The organism is Streptomyces sp. NPDC059010, assembly GCF_042740355.1.
Taxonomy (GTDB): domain Bacteria; phylum Actinomycetota; class Actinomycetes; order Streptomycetales; family Streptomycetaceae; genus Streptomyces.
Map to the genome: position 1 here is coordinate 218,792 of NZ_JBHYJA010000013.1, position 24,435 is coordinate 243,226.

Genomic DNA, 24,435 nt, shown 5'->3' on the forward strand with positions numbered 1-24,435 from the left:
GGGGGTCCCCTGGGCTTCCCGCCCCAACCCCCCCCCCCGCCGCGGGAGTGGGGCCGCCTCCGGCCGGGGGCCGGCGCCCGGGGGCCGGCCCCCACTTTTTTGTGCGCCCGCGCTGCGGTTCCCGCACCCGTGCAAGCCGCCCTGTATGCGGCCTTGATGCGACGTTAACGCGTGAAAGAGGGCCTCGAAGCCACGGATTCCGTAGGTGAACACCCATTGACGCGATGGTTTCCGTCGATGTTGCATCCCCCTCGTGACCGACACCCTCACCCCCGTCGAGGGCGCCGCAGTCGAGGCGTCGGACGGCCCTCAGAAGCTCAAGCGCTCCATCGGCGTGGTCGGCGGCACCCTGCTCACGCTCTCCTGCGTGACGCCCGCCTCCACCCTCTTCGTGGTCGTCCCCGACCTGTTCGGCTCGCTGGGCACCGCGACCGCCCTGACGATCGCCATCGGCTCCCTCCTCTGTATCGCCGTGGCGTTCTGCTACTCCGAGCTGGGCACCCTCATCCCCAGCGCGGGCGGCGAGTACGCGATGGTCTCCACGCTGGCCGGCCGCCTCGCGGGCTGGCTGGTCTTCGTACTGTCGCTGCTGGTCGTGATGGTCGTCCCGCCGGTGATCGCGATGGGCACCGCCGACTACCTCGCCCCGATCGTCCACCTGGACCCGGCCATGACCGGCGCGGGCGTCATGCTGCTCGCCACCCTCGCCGGACTGCTCGACCTGCGCGCCAACGCCTGGATCACCGGCGTCTTCCTGGTGCTGGAGGTCATCGCCGCGGGCGTCGTGGCGGTGCTGGGCTTCGCCCATGCCGAGCGCGGCCCCGGCAGCCTGGTCTCGATGGAGGTGGCCGGCGCGGACGGCGGTACGGACACCGTGACGGCCCTGCTGGTCGTGTCCGGGCTGGCGATCGCCCTGTTCGTCACCCAGGGCTTCTCGACGGCCGTCTACCTCTCCGAGGAACTGGAGAACCCGCGCCGCAACGTCGCCCGCACGGTGCTGGCCACCCTCGCCATCTCCGCCGTGATCATCCTGGTCCCGGTCGTGGCCATCACCCTGGGCGCGTCGGACATCGGGGAGCTGACCGGCGGCGACATCTCCGCCATGGTCACCGCCTGGTCGAACACGGCGGTCGGCACCTTCGTCAGCCTCTGCGTGGCCCTCGCGATCATCAACGCGGGCATCGTGATGGTCATCCAGAACTCCCGCGTCCTGTTCGCCTCGGCCCGCGACAAGGCCTGGCCCCAGCCGGTCAACGACGTCCTCGCCAGGCTCGGCCGCTTCGGCTCCCCCTGGGTCGCCACCCTCGCCGTCGGTGTCCCCGGCGCCGCCCTGTGCTTCGTCAACCTCGACACCCTGTACGGCGTCACCGGTGTCTCGGTGACCGGCATGTACCTGCTCGTCGCGGTCGCCGCCCTGTCGGCCCGCCGTGGCGCCCACCGGCACACCCCGGCCTGGCGGATGCCGCTGTGGCCGGCGATGCCGGTGCTGCTGATCGTGGTCCTCGTCTACATCCTGAGCAGGCAGGAGCCGGAGTATCTGCTCTGGACGGGCGGCATCACGGCCGTGGCCACCCTGTACTGGGCGCTGTACCTCCGCCCGCGCCGCGAGACCCGTTGGTTGGTGACGCTCCCGGAGGACGCGCGGACCTGAGCCGGGCCGGGGCGATGACGGGTCCCACGACGGGTCCACGACCGGTCCCGGCTAGCCCCGGCCGGGACCCGGGCGGTGGACCGGGCGGTGGACGGGGAGCCACCCGACCGCGTGATCGACCGCGGCCCTGAGGGCGAACAGCCGTGCCGTGGCCCGGCCCACCCGGGCGGTGCGGACGAGCGCCCCGCTCCGCTCGAAGGCGGCGCCGACGGCCGCGAAGTCGCTGTCGTCGAGCGCCACGTCCGTGTAACTCCACCAGGTCCGGGCACCCTGGTCCCGGATCACACAGCGGTACTCACGCAACGGCCGCTCCGGCACGCGGTACTCGGCCAGATGGAACGCCGTGCAGGAGTCGAAGCCCACCCCGAGGAGCAACACCTCGGCGCCCACGTCGTACAGCCTGGCCAGGGGGGAGTCCTCGCCGAGGTGGCAGCGCGGTGCATGGCCGCGGACGAGGTGCCGGGCGAGCGGGCCGATGGCCGCGAACGAGGTCTGGGGATGACCGCTGCGCAGTGCCTCGGGATGCGTGCGCACCTCCTCGGCGAGCCGCCCGGTCGACCGGGCCGGGGTGCGCGCGGGGTCGAACGGAGGCATCCGGCCCCGCAGTTCGGCCACCTGCGCCGGGGTCAGCCCCCGTACCCTGCGCTGGTAGACGGGGGAGGTGTCGGAGTTCTCCGGAGTGAAGGTGGGCACCACCAGAGTGCCCGCCGGGCCGAGCGCGGCCCGCAGTGCGCGCACGACCGCCCGGCTGCCTCCCCGGACCGGGCCCAGGACGCGCAGCGAGGAGTGGGTGAGCAGGGCCGTGCCGGGGCGGACTCCGAGGGCGTGGAGTTCGGCGGTCAGGGTCTCCTCGTCCAGGGCCGACCGGTACGCGGGGCCGTCGGGTCTGCGCGCCATGATTCCCCTGTCAGCTCCCGCGCCCCTGGGCGGACGCCGGGACGCGGTCGCGGAAATGACCGATCAGCTCGGTCAGGTCGGGGCAGTGGACCGACGGGTTGTCGAACCCGCTGCCGGAGCGGAAGCGATGGGCGTACAGGCCGCCGCCGCACACCCGCACCAGCGGGCACGCCCTGCATGTCGCGCACAGGTCCGCGAGCCCCCGGCGGCGCTCGCGCAGTCCGGGGTGGTCGGCGACCTCGTCGAGGCTGTGGGAGAAGACGTCCATGCCGGTCGCCGGTGCGCCGTCGTAGGCCGTCTTGAGCGAGTCGGCCTGCTCGATGGTGCCGTCCGTCTCGACCACCACGTGATCGACCGAGGCCGTCCCCAGGGACTCCACGAAACTCGGGCCGCCCGAAAGGAGGCTGAGCAGCGAGGCGAAGAGCCGCACCGGCACGGGACGCCCGGTCGCGAACCACTCCTCGGCGATGGTGATCAGCCAGTCGGCATACGGGGTGGCCCTGCCGTCCGGACGGGTGGGCGGCTGGTCCCAGGTGGCGTGCGGCAGCAGGAAGTCGATCCGGGGAGGGGCCAGTTCCAGGAGGGCGGAGTAGACCCGCAGCGGATCGTTCTGCGGATCGACGGTGCACAGCAGCCCGGCGAACAGATGCCGGTAGCGGGGCTGCCCCAACAGCCGTACGCCACGCACCACCTGGTCATGACTGCCGCGGCCGTCCCGGAAGCGGCGGTGCCGGTCGTGCGCCGACCGGTCGCCGTCCACCGAGACACCGACCTTGATGTCGTGGTCCAGGAACAGCTCGCAGAAGCGCTCGTCCAGTCGTACGGCGTTCGTCTGGATACGAAGGTCCAGCTCACAGTGGCCCGGCAGGACCCGGCGCAGTTCCTCCGCGATATGCCGCAGCCGGGTGTGCCCCGCGAGCAGCGGCTCACCACCGTGCAGGATGACGTGCATGGTGCCGATCCGGTGGGCGGCGGCGTGTTCGGCGATACGGGCGGCGGTCTGCGCGATCACCTCGTCGGACATCACCGGTGGCCGGCCGTGCCAGCTCTGGTCGGCGTGCTCATAGATGTAGCAGTGGTCACAGGCCAGATCGCAGCGGCTGTGCACCTTGAGGACGAGTTGCCGCAGCGGTGCGGAATGGGCCGCCGCGTCCGCCTCAGATGCAGGACTGGAATGTGGCGGGCCAGCCTCGGTCATCGTCGTGAGCCTCCGCCTCGGGTGCCGGATTCGTCATCGCCCAGGGTTCCGGGGTGTGGTGCTCGGTCGTTGGCGCGGGCTGCTCACAACTCGTCGGTGGCGCGAGCGCTGCGTATTTCGACTTCGGCCGCTCGAAGGCAGTGAACGATTCGCTCATGGGTATCTCCTACGGCATCGATCACACGTACCCGGACATATAAATTGTCGAGCAAAGAGATCGCCGCCACGGAAAGACGGGCCACATGCACCCCAGATCGCTCGCCCGCCACGGTGAGCGGCGATCCGGGGCCCAGCGCGTTCAGATCGAAGTCCTTTCCGATGCGCAGACCCAGTGATTCGAGCGTGGCAATGGCGTCCTCGAATCCCTGCCACTGGATGTCCGCGGCGGGAATCCGTTCACCTTTCGGCTGCACGTGGTAGGCGACGCTCTCCAGGATGGCGCTGTGCATACCCCCGTTACGGACTCGCACGACCCAGACCAAACTGCTGCTCATGGCCCGGTTTTCCTTGCTCACGTACGAGTCCCAGCCGACGATCGGCCGTACGGTCCGCGCGTACTGGGCGCGCGCGAAGACAAAACCGATCGCCACGGCCAGCAGACTGGACAGCGCTTCCTGGGTGAGCAGCGTGAACCGCCACGGCCAATGATCCCTGCCGGCCGGAGAGAGATTCATCCTGGCTATTTCCCAGATCGCCATGGAAATCAGCACGGCGACCAGTGCGACAGGTGTGGTGAAGAGAAGCGGGCTACGTCGTATGCGGCGCTGGCGGTCGTCGAGATGGCCTGATCCCGGCAGAACGGTGCCACGTGTCATGTAGTTGTTCCCGCTTTCGTTCAGCAGGGCATTCAGTGCCGCACAGTTTGACAGCGGAGGAATGTCCCGCCCAGGTACGTTTCCGGACATCATGCGGCGGTCCCGCGTACCACGGACGCGGTACGCCGAGGCGGTCTCGTACGCCCCTGGGAGGTCCCCCGGTTCGCTCTCTGGTCGATAACTCCCCGACAGGTTCACCCCGTACCGTTGAAACATGGATCTTCGACTGCCCGGACTGCGGGGGCGGGGGCGGAAGCCGCGGTGGTGGGTCTCCGCCGCGGCCTGCGTCGTCGTCCTCGCCGGGGCCGGGACATGGACGGCCGTCGCCGATGACGACGCGCCACGGGTGCACAGCACCGAGCGGGTCATGGACATGGGGGGCGGGGTGCGGATCGACACCTCGTACTTCACGGCCGGATCCGGTGGACGCCGCCCCGCCGTCCTCCTCGCGCACGGCTTCGGCGGCAGCAAGGGCGATGTACGGCAGCAGGCCGAGGACCTCGCCCGGGACGGGTACGCGGTACTGACCTGGTCGGCCCGCGGGTTCGGCAGGTCGACCGGGAAGGTCGGGCTGAACGACCCGAAGGGCGAGGTCGCCGACGTCTCCAGGCTGCTCGACTGGCTGGCGAAGCAGCCCCAGGTCGAGCTCGACAAGAAGGGCGACCCGCGGGTCGGCATGGCGGGCGGTTCCTACGGCGGCGCCATCTCGCTGCTGGCCGCTGGCCACGACGACCGGGTGGACGCCATCGCCCCGGCGATCACGTACTGGAACCTCGCGGACGCCCTGTTCCCGAGCGGCGTGTTCAAAAAGCTCTGGGCGGGCATCTTCGTCAACTCGGCAGGCGGCTGCGAGAAGTTCGAGACGCAGATCTGCCAGATGTACGACCGGGTCGCCGAGTCCGGCATCCCGGACGCGCAGGCCCGCACCATGCTGGAGGAGCGCTCGCCGTCGGCCGTCGGCGACCGGATCAAGGTGCCCACCCTGCTGGTGCAGGGCCAGTCCGACTCCCTCTTCCCGCTCGGCCAGGCCGACGCCGCCGCGAAAGCGATCAAGGCCAACGGCGCCCCCGTCGACGTCGACTGGATCTCGGGCGGCCATGACGGCGGCGACATGGAGAGCAGCCGGATCCAGGCCCGTGTCACGTCCTGGTTCGACCGGTACCTCAAGGGCGACAAGAGCGCCGACACCGGCCCCGCCTTCCGCGTCACCCGCACCGGAGGCGTCGACTCCACCGACGGGCAGGCCCTGCTGCGGGGCGCGAGCGCGGACACCTACCCCGGCCTGGAGAGCGGCCGTGAGTCGGTCGCCCTCACCGGCCGCGAGCAGAGCTTCGCCAACCCGGCCGGCGCCAACCCGCCCGCCGTCTCCGCCCTGCCCGGCCTCGGCGGCAGCGGCGGACTCGCCCAGCTCTCCTCGCTCGGCGTCGGGGTGTCCCTGGACTTCCCCGGCCAGTTCGCCCGCTTCCAGTCGGCGCCGGTCGGCGACAACCTGCGCATCACCGGCTCCCCGACGGCGACCGTGCACGTGAAGTCGACCAGCGAGGACGCGGTGCTCTTCGCCAAGGTCTACGACGTCGGCCCCGACGGCACCCAGCAGGTACTGCCGTCGCAGCTGGTCACACCCGTGCGCGTCGAGAACGCCAAGTCCGGCAAGGACGTGACGCTCACGCTCCCCGCCATCGACTACGGCATCGAGAAGGGCCACCGGCTGCGCCTGGTCCTGTCCTCCACAGACCTCGGCTACGCCTCCCCGGCCGCCCCGGCGACATACACCGTCTCCCTGAAGGGCGACCTGTCCGTTCCGACGGCCCCCGGCGTAAGCACCGCCGCCGCCCCGCTCCCGTCCTGGGTGTGGTGGCTGCCGCTCACCGCCGTGGCGATCGCCCTCGCCCTGCTGCTGACGGCCCGCCGCCGTACCGCCACCCCCGCCCCCGACCCCGAGCTGGCCGAAGTCCCGCTCCAGATCACCGACCTGAGCAAGCGGTACGCGGGCTCGCAGGACCGGTACGCGGTACGGGACCTGTCCTTCCGGGTGGAGAAGGGGCAGGTGCTGGGTCTGCTGGGCCCGAACGGCGCCGGCAAGACGACGAGCCTGCGCATGCTGATGGGCCTGATCAAGCCGGACGCCGGTGAGGTCCGGGTCTTCGGCCACGCGATCCGCCCCGGCGCGCCCGTCCTCTCCCGGGTCGGCGCCTTCGTGGAGGGCGCGGGCTTCCTGCCGCACCTGTCCGGCCGGGAGAACCTGGAGCTGTACTGGCGGGCCACCGGCCGCCCGGCCGAGGACGCCCACCTGGACGAGGCCCTGGAGATCGCCGGCCTCGGCGACGCACTGGCCCGCGCGGTCCGCACCTACTCCCAGGGCATGCGCCAGCGCCTGGCCATCGCCCAGGCCATGCTCGGCCTGCCGGACCTGCTCATCCTGGACGAACCGACCAACGGTCTCGACCCGCCGCAGATCCGCGAGATGCGCCAGGTGATGATCCGCTACGCGGCCGCCGGCCGCACGGTGATCGTCTCCAGCCATCTGCTGGCGGAGGTCGAGCAGTCCTGCACCCACCTCGTGGTCATGGACCGCGGCCGGCTCGTCCAGGCGGGCCCGGTCGGCGAGATCATCGGCTCCGGCGACACGCTGCTCGTCGGCACCGCCACGGCGGTGGAGGAGCCGGTCGTCGAGAAGGTCGCCGCCCTGCCGGGCGTGGCCTCGGCCGTGCGCACCGACGACGGGATCCTGGTCCGGCTCGACCCCGACGGCAGCGCGCAGCGCCTGGTCGCCGAACTCGTCCGGCTCGAAGTGCCCGTCCAGTCGGTCGGCCCGCACCGACGGCTGGAAGACGCCTTCCTCACCCTGATCGGAGGCTCCGCATGAGCACACTCGCCGAGAGCACTGCGCGCACCGAGGTCGCCTCCGGCTACCGGGCGGGCCGTACGCTGCCGCTGCGCGTCGAGCTGATCCGGCAGCTGAAGCGACGCCGCACCCAGGTCATGTTCGCCATCCTCGCCGTCCTGCCGTTCGTGCTGGTCGCCGCGTTCGCGATCGGCGGCGAGCCGGACGGCGGCGGTGACCGCATCACCCTGATGGACACGGCCACGGCGTCCGGCGCCAACTTCGCCGCGGTCAACCTGTTCGTCTCCGCGGGCTTCCTGCTGGTCATCCCGGTCGCGCTGTTCTGCGGGGACACGGTCGCCTCGGAGGCCAGTTGGTCCTCCCTGCGCTACCTGCTCGCCGCCCCCGTGCCCCGGGCCCGTCTGCTGTGGTCCAAGCTCGTGGTCGGACTGGGGCTCAGCCTGGCCGCGATGCTGATGCTGCCGCTGGTGGCGCTGGGGGTCGGCACGGCCGCGTACGGCTGGGGTCCGCTGCAGATCCCGACCGGCGGCTCGCTCGACACGGGGACGGCGGCGCAGCGCCTCGTGGTGGTCGTGGCGTACATCTTCGTGTCCCAACTGGTCACCGCGGGACTGGCGTTCTGGCTGTCGACCAAGACCGACGCCCCGCTCGGCGCGGTCGGCGGCGCGGTGGGCCTCACCATCGTCGGCAACGTCCTCGACGCGGTGACCGCCCTCGGCGACTGGCGCCACTTCCTGCCCGCGCACTGGCAGTTCGCGTGGGCGGACGCCGTCCAGCCGCGCGCCGAGTGGTCCGGCATGATCCAGGGCACCGCGATTTCCGTAACGTACGCCCTGATCCTGTTCGCGCTGGCCTTCCGCGGTTTTGCCCGCAAGGACGTGGTGTCGTAGGTCAACGGAGGATCACCCACCGGTCTCGACGGGGCGTCACCGTGCCCTCTTCGAGACTCATCCGCAACGCTCCGTAGCGCACGTTCCGGCCCCCTGGCCCGTCACAGTCACAGAAGTCGACGTCAACGGACCAAGGGGGCACGGACGATGGACCGACATCGCATACGAGGGGTGTGCGCGCTCGTGGCCGCGGCAGGGCTGCTGCTCACCGGCTGCGGGGCAAGCGACAGCGGACACTCCAAGGCGGACGACAGCTCCTACCGCACCGGCTACCCGGCCCCTGACGGCAACAACGGCAACAACGGCAGCGGTGGCTCGGGTGAGCAGAAGAACGGCGACGACGACTCGTCGGAGTCCCGCGAGTTCGCCCCCGCCCCCGATCATCTCTCCACCTTCGCCCTGGACGTCGACACCGCCTCCTACGGCTACGCCCGCCGCACCCTCGCCGAGGGCCGGTTGCCCGACCCGTCGACGGTCCGTCCCGAGGAGTTCGTCAACAGCTTCCGCCAGGACTACGACCGTCCCGACGGCAACGGCTTCACGGTGACCGTCGACGGCGCCCGCACCGACCGCGACGACTGGTCCCTGGTCCGCGTGGGCCTGGCCACCCGCCCCGCCGCCGACGCCGGCGAACGCCCGCCCGCCGCCCTCACCTTCGTCATCGACATCTCCGGCTCCATGGCCGAACCGGGCCGCCTGGACCTCGCCAAGGACTCCCTCGGCGTGATGACGAACCGGCTGCGCGACGACGACTCGGTCGCCCTCGTCACCTTCAGCGACGAGGCCGAGCAGGTTCTGCCGATGACCCGCCTCGGCGGCAACCGGGACGACATCCACGACGCGATCGACGGCCTGGAACCCACCGACTCCACCAACCTGGGCGCGGGCGTGGACACGGGCTACGAAACGGCCGAGGAGGGCCTGCGGGAGGGCGCCACGAACCGCGTCGTCCTCATCTCCGACGCCCTGGCCAACACGGGCGACACCGACGCCGACACCATCCTCGAACGCATCGCCTCCGAACGCCGCGAACACGGCATCACCCTCTTCGGCGTGGGCGTCGGCAGCGACTACGGCGACGCCCTGATGGAACGCCTGGCCGACAAGGGCGACGGCCACACGGTGTACGTCTCAGGCGAGGAGGAGGCCAGGAAGGTCTTCTGCGACGACCTCCCCCGCAACATCGACCTCACCGCCCGTGACGCCAAGGCGCAGGTCGCCTTCGACCCGGGGACCGTCACCGACTTCCGTCTCATCGGCTACGACAACCGTCAGGTCGCCGACGAGGACTTCCGTGACGACAGCGTCGACGGCGGCGAGATCGGCCCCGGCCACACGGTCACCGCCCTCTACGCGGTCCGCACCAGGCCCGGCACGGAGGGCCACCTGGCCACGGCGAGCGTCCGCTGGCTCGACCCGAGGACCCGCACCCCGCACGAGGAGTCCGGCCAGTTGGAGACCGACTCGTTGGAGGACTCCGTCCGGCGGGCGAGCCCCCGCTTCCAGGTGACGGCCACGGCCGCCTACTTCGCCGACGCCCTCCGGCGCGGCGACGACCGCTGGACCAGCCTGCCCGGCACCACCGACCTCGGCGAACTGGCCGACCGCGCCGACGAGTTGGCGACCACCACGGAGGACGAGGAGGTACGCCGGCTCGCCGACGCCATCGGCCGGGCGAGCGAACTCACCGGTCAGGACTGACCGGCGCCCCCGCACACCGAGGGCACCGCCCGCTGCAGCCCCTTCAGATGCAGGACGTCCAGCTGATGGCCGTACGCCGACCGGGCGGCCGCGATGTAGAGCCGCGGCTCGCAGGACGGCGAGGTGCGCAGCCGCTGCGTGTCCGTCAGCGCGGCCAGCAGCTGTGTGGTGATGCGGTCGAGCACCGGCCGCACCTCCTTGACCAGGTCGGGGCGCTCGGTGGGCCGCTCCTCGGGGTGGGCGTCCCAGCGCGCGTACAGGCCGCGCTGGACCAGCTTGTTCGCCTCGATCTGGTCCCGGAAGACGGCCCGTACGGCCTGCGGGTCCAGCCCGAGCCCGGCCGCCCGCGCGCCGACGTCGTCCAGGATCTGCTGCTCGCGCACCGGGTCGTCGATCGGCTTGTCGGTGCCGTACTTGGCGGCGGCCACCTTGTCGGCGACCAGCAGCCGCTCGGCGAACAGGTCGGTCAGCGGGGTGAGTCCGGGGGCGACGGAGGACGCCCGCACCGGAGTCGAGGGGGACGCGGCGGCCGGTGCGGCGCCGGTGAGGGATATGGCCACGGTGGCGCAGGCGGCGACCAGGGCGGACCGGAGACGTCGGGAGTGCACGGGGTTCCCTTCCGTGGGGGATGGTCGTACAGCAACGTACCGACGCGCCCACGGTCCCTGCGTCCGACCCATTGACCTTCTGTTACGCATGAGTAAGTTGACTCCCGAGTAAGTCCGACTGGCACCGGGAGCCGACATGGGCGTACGCAAGGATCTGAAGCGGGCGAAGCAGCGCGCCGATCTGATGGACCGCACCAAGGTCGAGATCGTCAAGGACGCCCAAGGCGTGGTCCGCGAGGCCCGCACCCCGCCCCTCGCACCGCGGCCGGCCACCGGCACCACCGCCGACCTGCCCTACGCCAACGCGTCCGAGGCCCCCGACGCCGTGGTCCTGCGCCGCAAGCGGGGCGACACCTGGCACCCCGTCACCGCCGTCGCCTTCGCCCGCGAAGTCACCGCCGTGGCCAAGGGGTTGATCGCGGCAGGCCTCGAACCCGGCGGCCGGGTGGCCGTCATGTCCCGCACCCGCTACGAGTGGACGGTCCTGGACTTCGCCATCTGGGCGGCCGGCGGCCAGACCGTCCCCATCTACGCCACGTCCTCCGCCGACCAGGTGGAGTGGATCGTCCGCGACTCGGGCGCCCGTTACGTCGTCACCGAGACGCAGGAGAACACGGAGACGGTGACGACCGGCACGGCCGGTCACCAACAGCCCCCGCGCACATGGCAGTTGACCGAGACATCAGCTGCTGCCGCAGCGGGCAACGCCCTCACCGAGCTGACCACCCTCGGCCAGGACCTCCAGGACGACGAGGTCACCAAACGCCGCGCGGCTCTCACCCCCGACACCATCGCCACCGTCTGCTACACCTCCGGCACCACCGGCCGGCCGAAGGGCTGCGTCCTCACCCACGGCAACCTCCACGCCGAGGCCGCCAACACGGTCGAGCTGCTGCACCCGATCTTCAAGGAGGTCACCCGCCAGACCGCCTCGACGCTCCTCTTCCTCCCGCTCGCCCACGTCCTCGGCCGCACCCTCCAGATCGCCTGTCTGATGGCCCGCATCGAGATCGGCCACTGCCCGAGCATCAAGCCCGACGAGCTCCGCCCGGCCCTCCAGGAGTTCCGCCCGACCTTCCTCGTCGGCGTCCCGTACCTCTTCGAGAAGATCCACGACACCGGCCGCGCGACGGCGGAGAAGATCGGCCGCGGCGCCTCCTTCGACCGCGCCGACCGCATCGGCGTCCGCTTCGGCGAGGCCTACCTGAACAAGTTCCTCGGCACCGGCAGGGGCCCCGGCCCCGGCCTCTACGCCGCCTGGGCCCTGTACGACCTGCTGGTCTACCGCCGTATCCGCAAGGAACTCGGCGGCCGGATGCGCTACGCCATCAGCGGCGGCTCCCCGCTGGACCGCAACCTCAACCTGTTCTTCTACGCCGCCGGAATCCTCGTCTACGAGGGCTACGGCCTGACCGAGACGACGGCCGCCGCCACCATCGTCCCGCCCCTGAAGCCCCGCCCGGGGACGGTCGGGCGGCCCGTCCCCGGCACCGCCGTCCGCATCGCGGAGGACGGCGAGGTGCTCATCCGGGGCGGCATCGTCTTCGGCTCGTACTGGAACAACCCGGCCGCCACCGACGCCGTGCTCCAGGGCGACTGGTTCGCCACCGGCGACCTCGGCGCCCTCGACGAGGACGGCTACCTCACCATCACCGGCCGCAAGAAGGACATCCTCGTCACCTCCGGCGGCAAGAACGTCTCCCCGGCCGTCCTGGAGGACCGCCTGCGCAGCCGCCCGCCGGTCGGCCAGTGCCTGGTCGTCGGCGACAACCGCCCCTTCATCGGCGCCCTGATCACCCTCGACCCGGAGGCGGTCGCCCACTGGCTCGCCGTACGCAAGATGCCCGCCGACACCCCGCCGGCCGAGGTGATCCGGGATCCCCGGATGCGCGCCGACGTCCAAAGGGCCGTCGACTACGCCAACGAGGCGGTCTCCCGGGCCGAGTCGATCCGTGCGTTCGCCCTGGTGGAGGGCGAGTTCAACGAGGACAACGGCATGCTCACACCGTCCCTGAAGGTGAAGCGGCACGCGGTGATGTCGGCTTACGCGGGGGAGATCGAGGCGCTGTACGGCAAGTGAGGGTCCGTTCGGAGGGCCGGGCCCGTTCGGGCGCGCTCCATTGGTGCGACGGCAGTGGATATGACTACTTATCACTAAGTGAGAGGAGCTGCCGCCAAGGAGGACACATGGCCCCTGACCGTCGCCGGTCCACACTCAGAGGACTGGCGTTCATCACCGCCGGAGTGGTCGCCTCGGCGGCGCTCGCCCCGGGCGCGGCCTTCGGGGCCGACACCGCACCCCATGCCGAACCGCGGCATCCCGAGCCCGTGACGCAGTCGGCGCCGCGGGCCGAGGAATCACCGGCACCGCCCGTCGATCACCGCCCGGAGCCGCGCGGCGATCTCGGCACGGCACCCACGCCGCCCGGGCCCGCGCACGCCCCGCAGTCAGTGGCCGCGTACGGCCCCGCCTTCGGGGCGTTCCTGCACTACGGCCCCGTCGGACTGGAGCGCATGGAGCAGCTCGGCCGCTGGCTGGGCGGCCATGAGCTGCGGGTGGGGCACACCTACCTGCCGGGGGACCTGTGGAGCAACATCGAGGGCGCGCACGGCTTCCTCGACAGCTGGGCCGAGTGGCGGCGGGCCAAGGACGACCGGATGCTCGTCCTCAACGTCCCGATGATGGAACGCAACGAGGAGCACCTGCCCGACCCGGAGGTCAGAGAGCTGCTTCGGCACGCCGCGTCCGGCGCGTTCGACGAGCACTTCGAGGTGCTGGCGAAGCGGCTGGTCGCCCTGGGAGTGCCGGACACCGTGGTCGTGCTCGGCTGGGAGATGAACGGCATCACCTACACCCACCGCTGCGGGCCCGACCCCGACGCCTGGAAGCGGTACTGGCAGCGCATCGTCACCGTCATGCGCTCGGTCCCCGGGCAGAAGTTCAAGTTCGACTTCGCCCCGAGCCGGGGCATGGACGCGATCCCCTGGCCCGAGTGCTACCCGGGCGACGAGTACGTCGACGTCATCGGCATGGACGCCTACGACCAGCCGCACGGGCTCGACTTCGACGAGCAGGTGTCCGAGCCGTACGGCCTCCAGCACCACGTGGACTTCGCACGCAAGCACGGCAAGCCGATCTCGTATCCGGAATGGGGTCTGTTCCGCAACGGCGACAACATCAGGTACATGCTGCGCATGCTCGCGTGGATGGACCAGTACAAGCCGCTGTACAACACCATCACCGACTACTGCCCGCACGGCGTCTGGCTGTGCTCCGACAACCCCCACGCCTCCGCCCTCTACCGCGACCTGCTCTCCAGCCCCCTGCTGCCCCGTCCGGAACCCGGGCCGAGCCCGACACCGGTCATGCCGCCGGAGCCGACGGCCACGCGGGCGGAGCGCTATCGGTGATGCGCGGGGCGATGGTTCCCGCGCAGGACCTTCTTGGCCCGGTGGCGGACGGCCGCCTCACCGGCGGCGGCCGCCAGGAGCGGTGCGGTGCGGCGCCGGGCCAGCAGGAAGCGCTGGTTGACGACCGTCTCCGGGTGCCAGCGGTACTTGTACGACTCGTCGCCGCGCAGCAGGCTCAGCACCCGGCGCCCGTCGAGGGACGTCAGGTGCTCGCTGGACGCGTGCAGCAGCATCACCGCCACGTCCACCTTGCGCTGGCGCAGCTGTGGATCGAGGCCGTACAGATAGGTGCCCGCCAGCCCTCCTGACAGCAGGTTCACATTGACCGCCATCACGGCCCCGTCGAGCAGGAACTCCATCACCGCCGCCTGCCCGGACCGGGCCATCGGGCCCACCGACCGGACCAGGTGCTCCAGGAACCGCGGCCGCATGTGCTCCGACGACATCCGTCTGCCCTGCCACTGCAGCCGGTGCAGTTCAAGGAGCCGGCGCAGCGCGTCCTCCGTCTCCTCGGGGCGCACCACGCGCCACTCGACGCCGAGCCGCGTGAGCCGGTTCACCTTGTTGCGCAGCCGCTGGGCGTGCCGCGACGACAGCCGTCCCGCCAGCTCGTCCATCGGGGCGGCGGGCAGCTCCAGGCACACCGAGTCACGCATCCGGTGCCGGGGCCCGCGCCAGCACAGGTAGACCCGCTCCATCGCACCGCCCGGCCGCACCTCACGGAAGTCGACCAGGGCGCTGCGGGCCAGCTCGGTCAGCGCGTCCGCCAGCGCCCCGGCGCCCGGCGCGGCCACCGCGTCGTCGATGAGCACATCGCACAGGTCGGTGATGGCGCCGCCGAGCGGCACCAGCGCCGGCAGCGGATGGTGCACCCGCATCAGCGGGGCCGCCGCCACCAACTCACCGCCCCCGCGCACCAGGACGAGCCGCAGTCGGCCGGGTCTGCCGTACGACAGCCACCACGAGTGCAGCCAGTCGTGGCTCTGGAACGGCGTCGCGGACGGGCACGCCCGGTGCAGGCGCTCCCACTCCCCGGCCAGCGCCGCGAACTCGCGCTCGTCCGTGCAGAGCTCCACCGACAGCGCGCGGCCGGGCGCGGTCACCCGAGCGTTCCGTGGGCGTCGGCGGCGCCCGCCGGTCCGGGCACCGACGCCCGGCCCGGGTCGTCGCCGTCCGCGCCCCGCCGCGGCCTGGCCAGCAGTGCCAGGCCGCCCAGCAGACCTCCGGCGCTCGCACCCACCAGCGCGGTCAGCGCCGCGGACGCGGACGACGGTTCGGTGGGCGTCAGGGCGCGGGACAGCCGCTCCAGCTTGATGCCGGTGTCGTCCTTGGTGTGGTCCGCCTGGGTGAGCAGCGCCCGGGACACGGCGTTGGCGATGTCGACCGCCTGGCCGGGGCTCGACGACGTCGCCGAGACCGCGATCATCGGCGCGTCCGGCGAGGTCGCGACGTCCACGCTCTTGCGCAGCGTCGACACCGGTACGCCCGCCCACACCTGCGCGTCCCCGAGCACCGCGAGCTGGGTGGCCACCCGGCCGTAGGCCTGCGCGAAGCCGAGCGCGTCGGTGCGGTCGGCGTCGGTGGCGCCGTTGGGCACGACGACGACGGAGCTGGTCGCCGTGAACTCCGGCGGCCGCAGCAGCCCGTACGTGCCACCGGTCACGGCACCGAGCAGCGCGCCGGCCGGCAGCCACCACCACGGGGACGGCCGGGTGAGGCGTGCGAGGTCGAAGAGCGGGGGACGCGCAGCGGGGTTGTCCGTCATGAGGAACTCACCTCCGAGGTCGAGCCGGACAGAGCGGCCGTGTACAGATCCATCAGCTGCCGGGCGGTGCCCTCGATGTCGTAGCGGTGCACGGCGTCCGGCACGGCCCGCTCGCCCGGGCCCGCCGCCCGCAGCCGCAGCAGTTCCCGCGCGTACGCCCCCGCGCCGCCCGTGACGCGCCGGGCCCCGGGGGCCGCGTCCGGCGGCAGGTTCTCGACGGCCGGGCAGCTCGAATACAGCACGGGCAGCCCGGCCGCCAGCGCCTCCACCACGGCCAGCCCGAAGGACTCCTCCGGCGACGGCGAGGCGAGCACGTCCATCGCGGACAGCAGGGAGACCAGGTCGGGCGCCTCGTCGCGGGAGTCGGGCAGATACGGCCGCTCGCCGGTCAGCACCACCCGGCCCGCGACCCCCAGATCCCGGGCGGTGCGCCGCAGCGCCTCCTTCTCGGGCCCGCCGCCGACCAGCAACAGCCGTACGCCGAGCGGCAGCAGGGCCAGCGCCCGCAGCAGCACGTCGAAGCGCTTGCCAGGCGTGAGGCGTCCGACCCCGCCGACTACGAACGCGTCCTCGGGCAGCCCGTGGAACGCGCGGGCCTGCCTGCGGCGCGCCTCGTCGTAGCGGAAGCGGGTCGCGTCGATGCCGTTCGGGATGACACGGATGCGCTGGCCGGGCACCCCCCAGTGCCGCAGCCGTTCGGCCACCGTCGGCGAGACGGCCACCGTGGCACGGCCGAGGCGCTCGCCGGCCAGGTACAGGGCGCGGACTCCGGCGCTCTGCGGCCTGCCCTCAAGGTGAGTGGCACCGATCGAGTGCTCGGTGGCCACGACGGTCTCGACTCCCGCGAGCCGCGCCGCGATCCGGCCGTAGAGACAGGCCCGGTACAGATGGGTGTGCACCAGGTCGTAGCCGCCGGCGCGGATCAGCTTGGTCAGCCGGGGCAGCGCGCCGATGTCGCGGTTGCCGGTCATCCCGAGGTGGGTGACCTGGACACCGTCGGCGGTCAGGCCCTCGGCCACGGGGCCGGGGTTGGTCAGGGTCACCACGTCGCACTGTGCGGGCAGATGACGCAGCAACAGGCGCAGCTGCTGTTCCGCACCGCCCACGCCGAGGCCGGTGATGACATGCAGGGCTTTCACACGACCTCCAGGGCACGGGCGTCCAGGGTGCGGCGGCAGACCCGGGCCAGCCGGCGCTTCAGCTCCAGCCGGGCCGGGGTGTCGGACTGGCCGACGTGGATGCGGGGCAGCGCGAGGTCGCCGGAGCCGGCCGGGCCGGGGGCGATCGCGCAGGCGTAGCGGTAACCGGCGTCGCGTACGGCGTCGGTGGCGCGCTCGTCGAGACGGCCGTACGGGTAGCAGAAGCCGTCGACGTCGTCGCCGGTGAGCGCCATGAGCAGGTGCCGGCTCTCGCCGGTCTCGGTGTCCATGACCCGGTCGTCGGCCCCGGTCAGGTCGGTGTGGGTCATCCCGTGGGAGGCGATCTCCATACCGGCGGCCCGGGCGAGGCGGACGCCGTCCGCGTCGAGCAGCGGCTTGCGCGGGCCGCCCGCGTCCCAGGCGTTCTCGCCGCCGAGCATCCCGGCCAGCACGAACACCGTGGCCGTGAAACCCCGGCGGCGCAGCACCGGCAGGGCTTCGGTCACGAAGTCGGCGTATCCGTCGTCGAAGGTGAGCCCCACCAGGCCGCGCTCCGCACCCCGCGCGCGTGCGGCGAGCAGTTCCCGCATGCTCACCCCGCGCAGACCGCGACCGGCCAGCCAGGCGAGCTGCCGTTCCAGGCGGGCGGGGGTGACGGTGACGTTGTACGGGTCGTCCGGGCAGTCCGAGACCGAGTGGTACATGGCCACCCAGGCGGCGGAACGCCGGTTCGGGCGGATGTCCGCGGCAGGTTCGGGGTCGGGTTCGGCCGCGCGGGGCGCGGCGGAGATGTCAGCCACCATGGCGAAGCTTTCGTGTGAGCGAGCTGTGGAAGGAATGCGTGACGGAAAGCAGAAGGGACCTGGTGCCGGCCGCGTCGAGGAACCACGCCAGCAGCAGGAAGACGCCGGTCGCGCCGGAGCAGCAGGCGGCGACCGACGCCGCGGGCGAGACGAACAGCCCCGCACAGACCAGCCCGGCCCCGGTGGCGCCGAGCGCCGCGCACACCGGCCGGGCCAGCTCGACGACGACCCGGCGGACCCGCACGGGCACACTGCTCGGGCCCAGGCCGTGCAGCAGGAGCAGCGCGGTGAGGGTGATACCTGCCGCGTTGGCCGCCGCGATACCGCGCGCACCCCAGGAGTCCACCGCCCAGGCGCTGATCACGACGGTGGCGAAGGCGCCCACGCCCATCGCGCCCAGCGGGTACCAGGTGGTCCGCCCGGCCGAGAAGTACGACCGCACCAGCGCGCCCACCAGCGTGTGCCCGAGCAGCCCGAGCGCGTACACCCGCATGACGGCGGCCGTGGCGGCGGTGTCCTGGGCGGTGAACGCACCCCGCTGGAACAGCAGTTGGATGATCTGCGGCGCACACGCCACGACCACGGCGGCACCGAGCAGGACCAGACCGGCCATCAGCACCAGATCCCGTTCGACCCGCTCCCTGGCCCGCAGCGTGTCGCCCTCGGCGATGGCCCGCGCCACCACCGGGAAGGTCACCACGCACACCATCAGCGACAGCGACATCGGCAACTGGGCGACCTTCTGCGCGTAGTTGAGATGCGAGATGGCCCCGGCGGGCAGCCCGGAGGCGAAGAAGCGCTCGATCAGGACCTGCGACTGCCGGCACAGGGTGAACAGCAGCACCGCGCAGACGAGCCCGAGCGCGAGAGACCGCCCACCGGGCCCTTCGTAAAGGGAAGCGGACGCGGACGTGGACGGGCACGGGGATGCGGGAGGGCAGGGGGACGCGGGCGCGGGCCGGTGCGCCCGCCCGGCGATCCGCCGCCACAGGGACGGCGCCTGTACGACGGCCATCAGGCACCCGCCGAGCGCGACCCCGAGCGCGGCGGACCGTACGCCCCAGCGCTCACCGACGACGAACATCGTCGTGATGATCACGATGTTGTAGGCGATGTAGATCGCGGCCGGAGCGAGATAGCTGCGGTGCGCCCGCAGCGCCGCACTGCAGTACCCGGCCAGCCCGAAACTCAGTACGCAGGTCGCCGTCAGCCGGGTGCAGGACACGGCGAGGGACGGGTCGGTCAGACCGGGCGCGAGGAGGGACACCACCAGCGGCGCCCCGGCCGCGAGCAGGGCGGCCGTACCGGCGAGCACGAGGCACAGCCGGGGCAGCGAGGCGGCGACCAGGGCCCGTACGGGATCGCAGGAGCCGAGCCCGAGTGCCCGCCGCGCCAACGCCACGCTGAACGCGGGCACCAGCACGAACGCCATGCCGTCCTCGATCAGCAGCGTCGCCGCCATCTCCGGCACGGTCCAGGCCACCAGGAACGCGTCGGTGCCCGCCCCGGCACCGAAGAGGTGCGCGAGCGCCTGATCCCGGCCGAGACCGAGGAGCGCGCCGACCAGGGAGAGGGTGGCGGACAGGAGGGTCGCCTTGGCGAGGAAGCGGGCCGAGGCGGTGGGGTGGAGGGTGGGGGTGGTCAGGGCTTTGGGGGCGGTGCGGGTACCTGTGGTGCCTGTGCCTGTGCCTGTCCCGGTCACCGGGTCGGGCGTGCCCCCGGGCCTCACCGCGCGCCCGATTCGGCGGCCCCGGCCGGTGTGCGCTCGGTCGGCCTGCCTCCGGTCGGCGTGTGCTCGGCGGACAGTGCCCACCAGGCGGCGAGGCCGAAGCAGACGGCCGTCAGGGCCGTGGAGGGCCCGCCGATGTCGGCGTACAGGAAGTTGACGAGCTGCCACACGAGCAGCCCGCACACCGGCAGCGCGCAGTCGTGGGCGTGCCCGCTGCCGCGCAGTCGGCGCAGTGCGCACACCAGCAGGGCCAGCCAGCTGCCCGCCACCGTGACCAGGCCCAGCAGGCCCTGCTCGCTGAGGATCAGCAGGTACATGTTGTGCGGGGAGAGCAGTGGCACCCGCCGGTAGGCCTGGCCCGCGCCCGAGGTGTCGCTGCCCGAGGACAGCGCGAGCGAGGCATGTCCGTCCCGGTGGGCGGGGAAGGCCTTCAGCCCCACGCCCGTCACCGGGTGCCGTTGCCACATGCCGGCCGCCGCCGCCCACATGGTGTACCGGTCGACGACCGACTGGTCCGGCGCGTCCGCGACCCGGGTGATGCTGGTCAGCCGGTCCTGCAGCGCGGTCGCGCCCACGCCGAGCCCGCCCACCAGCACCACCGAGGCCGCGACCGCCGCCGCGAACACCGCTACCGCCCGCCGTACCCCGGCCATCAGCAGCTGTGCCCCGCAGGCGATCGCCGTGGCGATCCAGGCACCCCGGCTGAAGGACAGCGCGAGCGGCACCAGCAGCACCAGTGCGGCCACGGCCGCCACGACCCGCGCCCGCCGCGCCGCCGACCCGAGGGCCAGCCCGGTCGCGGCCACCACCCCGAGTGCGACGACGGTGGCCATCCCCATCACGTCGGCCGGCCCGAACGTGCCCACCGCCCGGATGTAGGCGCCCTGATACGACGCCCCGGTCCCGGTGAGGTACTGGTGCGCCCCGACGGCCCCCTGCCACAGCGCGAGCCCGACCAGGGACCACAGCACCAGCCGGGCGCCCTTCCGGTCGCGCACCAGCAGCAGCACCGCGGCCGGGACGAGCACGAACACCTGCAGATGGCGGGCGAGTCCGACGATGGCGTCCGCGCTGGTCACGGCCCCTGTCGCGGCGACCGCGATGCCCACCACGGGCAGCCCGAGCACGACCGCCGCGGTCCGCGTCAGCGGCCGCCGAGCCCGCCGCGTGGTCCGCAGTACGGCGCACAGCACGGCCAGCCCGGAGGCCAGGTCGGCGGCCGTGGCGTGGCTGTCCGGTGCGACCGGCAGCGCCAGCAGGACGACGACCGCCACGACCGGCAGCGCGGACAGCACGGGGCCGGCCCGGCGCAGCAGCGGCGCGGGCGGCGACGGCACGAGCGGGGGAACGGTCATCGGGGAAGTGGTCGCCGACGGAGTGCTCACCGGCGCTCAGCTCCCCGACGGCCGTACGAACTGTGCCGCCGTGCGCACCAGGATGCAGATGTCCTGCCACAGCGACCAGTTGTCGATGTAGGCGTTGTCGTAGCGGCACCGGTCCTCGATCGAGGTGTCGCCGCGCAGCCCGTGGACCTGGGCGAGCCCGGTGATCCCGGTCCGCATCCGGTGGCGCGCCGGATAGCCCGGGTAGGCCCGGCTGAACTTGGCGACGAAATAGGGCCGTTCGGGCCTGGGCCCGACCAGGCTCATGTCGCCGCGGAAGACGTTCCACAGCTGCAGCAGCTCGTCCAGCGAGGTGCGGCGCATGAAGTGGCAGAACCGGCTCATGTCCTGGTCGTTGGCCACGCTCCAGCGGGTCGCCGCCTCGTGTGCGCTGGCGGGCCGGTGGGTGCGGAACTTCAGCATGGTGAACGGCCGTCCGTCCTTGCCGATCCGCTCCTGCCGGAACACCACGCCGGGCCCGTCCATGGCCCACAGCACGAGCCCGCACACCAGCAGCACCGGGGCGGCCAGCACCAGCATCGAGCCCGACAGCACCAGGTCCAGCACCCGCTTGCCCGCACTGCCGCGGCGCCGTCCGCCGCCCGCACCCAGCGACCTGCGCGAGAACCCGGCCAGCTGCCCGGCCCGGTCACGGCGCCCGTCGAAGCCGTACGACGGATCCGCGTCCAGCTCCCACACCTCGCACCCGTAGGCGGCCAGCCCACGCAGCAGCACCGCCTTCTCCACCCGGGTGGCGGCCCCCACCACGAGCAGCGTCTCCACGCCGTTCTGGATCTGCGCCCGACGCGCCTGAAGCACCGTGGTGAGCACCGGCAGTCCGAGCTCGTGGCCGGTGTCGCCGAGGATCTCCAGGTCGTCGGCGACCAGTCCCACCGGACGGACGCCGCAGCCCGGGTGGCGCAGCAGCGTGGCCGCGACGCGCCGGGCCGTGGCGAGCGGACCGACCACCAGGGCGGGACAGGGCCGGCGCCGCAGCGCCCGGTGCCGCAGCGCGTGCACGGCGCCGCGGCCCGCGCAGGCGGCCCCGCAGTGCGCGGCGACCGCCGCGACCAGCACGGTCATCGGGAGCGACCGCAGCGGGGAGAGCGCCAGAACCGCCGCCCAGCCGACGGCGATCCGGCCGCAGACGACCGGGATCTCGTCGAGGACGCCGGGGACGATCGAGGTGTCGTACAGCGAGGCCCGCCGGTTCAGACCGAGCACACCGAGCGCCAGCAGGGCGAGGACCAGCGGATGTCTGTGCGGCGCGGGCACGACCAGGGCGGCCGGTAGGACGGCGCCGCCGTCGACGAGCCACAGCAACACCGGGGTGCGCCGCGGACGACGGACCGTCCGCCCGGCGAACGGCAGGCGCCCGACGGCCAGGCCGCCCGGCGCGGGAACGGAGAAGGCGCCCTCGGGCGCCCGCTGCTGCCCCGCGGGCGAGGCAACGGAACTTTCCGCGGTCATGTGGTGATGCACTTCCTGCCCTCGTTGGGTACGACCGGCGTGGGGACGACGCCGAGCAACTCGCGATACACGTCGGTTACCGCCTCCGTGGCCCGCCGCAGGTCATGGGCGGCGAGCACATGGGCACGGCCGCGGGCGCCCAGCTCCGCGCGCAGCGGCTCGTCCCGCAGCAGCGTCGTCAGCGCCCGGGCCAGCGCGCCGGCGTCCTCCGGCGGCACCAGGCAGGACGGCGGAGGGGAGGGCGGCAGGCTCTCGCGCGCCCCGTCCACGTCCGTGACGACGACCGGCCGGGCGCACGCCATGGCTTCAAGCGGCGCCAGCGCCATGCCCTCCCAGCGGGACGGCAGGACCACGATGTCGGCGGCCCGGTACCAGGGGGCGGCGTCGGCGGCGGCCCCGGCGAACTCCACCGACGCGGGCGCCTCCGAGCGCAGTCGCTCCGCGTCCGGCCCGTCGCCGACCAGCACCAGCCGGGCCCCGGGCACCCGCCGCACCACCTCGGGCCAGGCCGCAAGGAGCACGTCCTGCCCCTTCTGACGGCACAGCCGGCCCACACACACCACGAGCGGCCCCGCCCCCGGCCGCGCGCTGTCCCCGTCCGGCCGGAACCTGACGGTGTCGACACCGTTGGGGACCACACGCCACGAGGCGGCGATCCCACACCCCTCACCGGTACGCCGCTCGGCCTCGCTCACACACAGCACCCGCGTCGCCCACCGCGCCCCGAACCGCTCCCAGCCCAGCGCCAGCCGCGCGACGACGCCGCCCGCGGCCTCGAACGACCAGGCGTGCGGCTGGAAGACGGTCGGCACCCGGCCGTGCACCGCGAGCCGTGCCGCGAGCCCCGCCTTCGCACTGTGCGCGTGCACCAGATCGGGCCGCACCGCGCGCACCAGCCGCGCCAACAGCCGTACCTCGCCCGGCAGTCGGGGCCCCGGCGCACGGGTCGCCTCCCAGCGCAGCACCGTGCAGCCCGGCACGCGCAGGGACTCCGCCAGCGTGCCGCCCGCCGGACAGGCCACCGTCACCCGCAGTCCCGCGGCGACCTGCGCCGCCACCAGGTCCGTCACGACCCGCGCGACACCGCCCGCCACGGGCTGTGCGACATGCAGGATGTGGGGCGCCGAAATACGCATGACCGAGGCTGCCCTTCCACAGAAAAGAGTCCGAACCAGCGCGGCACCAGCCACTTATCCATATTTATCTGCCAAGCAGCCGATCATGTCGGAACATCGGCGCGATCCGAGTTCTTTCTCGCGTGATCCCACCCGATTGGAGCCAACGGGTCTTTTCGTATGAGTTCCTGGAAGTTGTCGGCCGCAGAGTTTCCCGAGCGACACCCTCTCGTTAGCCCAGGAGAACCGAGACCGAGTCACTCGCGGCGCCTGTGCTGTGAAATCCCCTGTGGCGTACGCGAGTTACTGAAGTCGAGTCACCAGGAAAGGAACATGATGAAGAACCTGAAGGCTGCCGCGGTCGTCGCAGGCTCCCTCGCCGTTGCCGGAGTCGCCGGTCCCGCCGCCGCGGTGGACGTACCGGCGCAGGGCCTCGTCGACAACGGGAAGACGGTCGCCCGCAGCCTCCCCTCCGCCGCCAAGCTGCCGACGGGCTACGTGGGCAACAACGTCAAGAGCACGACGGACGGTGTGAAGAAGGGCGTCAAGCGGTCCGGTGTGGTGAAGACCCCCGTCTTCGGCGGCACCCTGCCGAACCCCGTCGACGGTCAGCTGCTCGGTGGACTTCCGATCAACAGGTAGGCGATCAGGCAGGCGACTCGTACCTCGACTTCGTCGCCCATCGGCTCGTTGTTCCGGGCCGGCTCCGCACGGCCACCGGGCCCCCCCAATTCCCCCCCCTAGGCCCCCCGCGGGGGTTTTTTGGGCGGGGCGCCCCCCCCCGGGCGGCCCCCCCCCCCTTCGGCATATCCGGGGGCATAAACGGGTTTTCGCTTCATTGGGCCGAATGAATGACGTGGGGTGACCGTGGCCGGGTGGCGGCGTTAGTCCATTTGAATGGGCGCTTATTCCTCCTTGCCGGCGCTCCCTCACTGTGGCGCGCGGGCGGCGCCGCGCCCCGGCCCGCCCCCCACCCAAACCCCCACAAAGTCAACCCGGGAAGCCCCCGCGGATAG

At 72.5% G+C, this 24,435-nt stretch carries 18 protein-coding genes and 1 pseudogene; 7 read left to right on the forward strand and 12 right to left on the reverse strand.

Annotated elements, in window-relative coordinates; translation table 11 throughout:
* Positions 1–253 precede the first annotated feature (253 nt).
* The gene (locus tag ACFWYS_RS16560; RefSeq protein ID WP_384768478.1) at positions 254–1,651 is read left to right on the forward strand and encodes an APC family permease; all 1,398 of its coding nucleotides are present in this window, start codon (positions 254–256) and stop codon (positions 1,649–1,651) included.
* A 51-nt stretch (positions 1,652–1,702) separates the two neighbouring features.
* Here ACFWYS_RS16560 and ACFWYS_RS16565 read toward each other — a convergent pair whose 3' ends face one another.
* The 3 genes and pseudogenes from ACFWYS_RS16565 to ACFWYS_RS16575 all read right to left on the reverse strand — a co-directional run bounded on the left by ACFWYS_RS16565 (position 1,703) and on the right by ACFWYS_RS16575 (position 4,561).
* Entirely contained in the window at positions 1,703–2,548 is an 846-nt protein-coding gene (locus ACFWYS_RS16565) for an aminoglycoside N(3)-acetyltransferase (RefSeq protein ID WP_384768481.1), read from the reverse strand.
* Positions 2,549–2,591: 43 nt separating this feature from the next.
* Positions 2,592–3,677: pseudogene (locus ACFWYS_RS16570) on the reverse strand (FxsB family cyclophane-forming radical SAM/SPASM peptide maturase); the annotation flags it as partial.
* A gap of 152 nt (positions 3,678–3,829) precedes the next feature.
* A complete protein-coding gene (locus ACFWYS_RS16575) occupies positions 3,830–4,561 on the reverse strand; it encodes a hypothetical protein (protein WP_384768483.1) in 732 nt (243 codons plus the stop codon).
* A 214-nt stretch (positions 4,562–4,775) separates the two neighbouring features.
* Between ACFWYS_RS16575 and ACFWYS_RS16580 the strand changes: the two genes are divergently transcribed.
* The 3 genes from ACFWYS_RS16580 to ACFWYS_RS16590 all read left to right on the forward strand — a co-directional run bounded on the left by ACFWYS_RS16580 (position 4,776) and on the right by ACFWYS_RS16590 (position 9,997).
* Positions 4,776–7,427 carry a CocE/NonD family hydrolase gene (locus ACFWYS_RS16580; protein WP_384768486.1) on the forward strand — a complete coding sequence of 884 codons (2,652 nt, stop codon included), beginning with the start codon at positions 4,776–4,778 and terminating at the stop codon, positions 7,425–7,427.
* Positions 7,424–8,296 carry an ABC transporter permease gene (locus tag ACFWYS_RS16585; protein ID WP_384768489.1) on the forward strand — a complete coding sequence of 291 codons (873 nt, stop codon included), beginning with the start codon at positions 7,424–7,426 and terminating at the stop codon, positions 8,294–8,296. Before ACFWYS_RS16580 ends, ACFWYS_RS16585 begins: the two co-directional genes overlap by 4 nt.
* Positions 8,297–8,443: 147 nt before the next feature.
* Positions 8,444–9,997: a von Willebrand factor type A domain-containing protein gene (locus ACFWYS_RS16590; protein ID WP_384768492.1), complete on the forward strand. Its 1,554-nt coding sequence runs from the start codon at positions 8,444–8,446 to the stop codon at positions 9,995–9,997.
* Here ACFWYS_RS16590 and ACFWYS_RS16595 read toward each other — a convergent pair.
* Positions 9,988–10,605: a chorismate mutase gene (locus ACFWYS_RS16595; protein WP_384768494.1), complete on the reverse strand. Its 618-nt coding sequence runs from the start codon at positions 10,603–10,605 to the stop codon at positions 9,988–9,990. The two genes, ACFWYS_RS16590 and ACFWYS_RS16595, sit on opposite strands and share 10 nt — an antisense overlap.
* 136 nt (positions 10,606–10,741) lie before the next feature.
* On the opposite strand from ACFWYS_RS16595, the gene ACFWYS_RS16600 reads away from it, so the two are divergent.
* Entirely contained in the window at positions 10,742–12,685 is a 1,944-nt protein-coding gene (locus ACFWYS_RS16600; protein WP_384768497.1) for an AMP-dependent synthetase/ligase, read from the forward strand.
* Positions 12,686–12,792: 107 nt separating this feature from the next.
* Positions 12,793–14,016, forward strand: a complete 1,224-nt coding sequence (locus ACFWYS_RS16605) for a glycoside hydrolase family 26 protein (RefSeq protein WP_384768500.1) — start codon at positions 12,793–12,795, stop codon at positions 14,014–14,016.
* On the opposite strand, the gene ACFWYS_RS16610 is transcribed toward ACFWYS_RS16605, so the two are convergent.
* From ACFWYS_RS16610 to ACFWYS_RS16645, 8 genes are read right to left on the reverse strand one after another with little or no spacing between them, the layout of a single operon-like run.
* On the reverse strand, positions 14,007–15,119 hold the full coding sequence (locus ACFWYS_RS16610) for a GNAT family N-acetyltransferase (RefSeq protein WP_384768503.1): 1,113 nt from the start codon (positions 15,117–15,119) through the stop codon (positions 14,007–14,009). The genes ACFWYS_RS16605 and ACFWYS_RS16610 overlap by 10 nt on opposite strands.
* Positions 15,116–15,781, reverse strand: coding sequence for a lipopolysaccharide biosynthesis protein (locus ACFWYS_RS16615; RefSeq protein WP_384768505.1), 666 nt, complete (start codon positions 15,779–15,781; stop codon positions 15,116–15,118). The genes ACFWYS_RS16610 and ACFWYS_RS16615 overlap by 4 nt, the downstream gene beginning before the upstream one ends.
* A complete protein-coding gene (locus ACFWYS_RS16620; protein WP_384768508.1) occupies positions 15,778–16,920 on the reverse strand; it encodes a glycosyltransferase in 1,143 nt (380 codons plus the stop codon). Before ACFWYS_RS16620 ends, ACFWYS_RS16615 begins: the two co-directional genes overlap by 4 nt.
* The gene (locus tag ACFWYS_RS16625) at positions 16,917–17,723 is read right to left on the reverse strand and encodes a polysaccharide deacetylase family protein (RefSeq protein ID WP_384768510.1); all 807 of its coding nucleotides are present in this window, start codon (positions 17,721–17,723) and stop codon (positions 16,917–16,919) included. The genes ACFWYS_RS16620 and ACFWYS_RS16625 overlap by 4 nt, the downstream gene beginning before the upstream one ends.
* The gene (locus ACFWYS_RS16630) at positions 17,713–19,425 is read right to left on the reverse strand and encodes a lipid II flippase MurJ (RefSeq protein WP_384768513.1); all 1,713 of its coding nucleotides are present in this window, start codon (positions 19,423–19,425) and stop codon (positions 17,713–17,715) included. The genes ACFWYS_RS16625 and ACFWYS_RS16630 overlap by 11 nt, the downstream gene beginning before the upstream one ends.
* 23 nt (positions 19,426–19,448) lie before the next feature.
* A complete protein-coding gene (locus ACFWYS_RS16635) occupies positions 19,449–20,807 on the reverse strand; it encodes an O-antigen ligase family protein (RefSeq protein WP_384768515.1) in 1,359 nt (452 codons plus the stop codon).
* A 36-nt stretch (positions 20,808–20,843) separates the two neighbouring features.
* A complete protein-coding gene (locus ACFWYS_RS16640) occupies positions 20,844–22,304 on the reverse strand; it encodes an exopolysaccharide biosynthesis polyprenyl glycosylphosphotransferase (protein WP_384768518.1) in 1,461 nt (486 codons plus the stop codon).
* The gene (locus tag ACFWYS_RS16645) at positions 22,301–23,440 is read right to left on the reverse strand and encodes a glycosyltransferase (protein ID WP_384768521.1); all 1,140 of its coding nucleotides are present in this window, start codon (positions 23,438–23,440) and stop codon (positions 22,301–22,303) included. Before ACFWYS_RS16645 ends, ACFWYS_RS16640 begins: the two co-directional genes overlap by 4 nt.
* Positions 23,441–23,755: 315 nt before the next feature.
* Between ACFWYS_RS16645 and ACFWYS_RS16650 the strand changes: the two genes are divergently transcribed.
* On the forward strand, positions 23,756–24,061 hold the full coding sequence (locus tag ACFWYS_RS16650; RefSeq protein WP_384768552.1) for a hypothetical protein: 306 nt from the start codon (positions 23,756–23,758) through the stop codon (positions 24,059–24,061).
* Positions 24,062–24,435 lie beyond the last annotated feature (374 nt).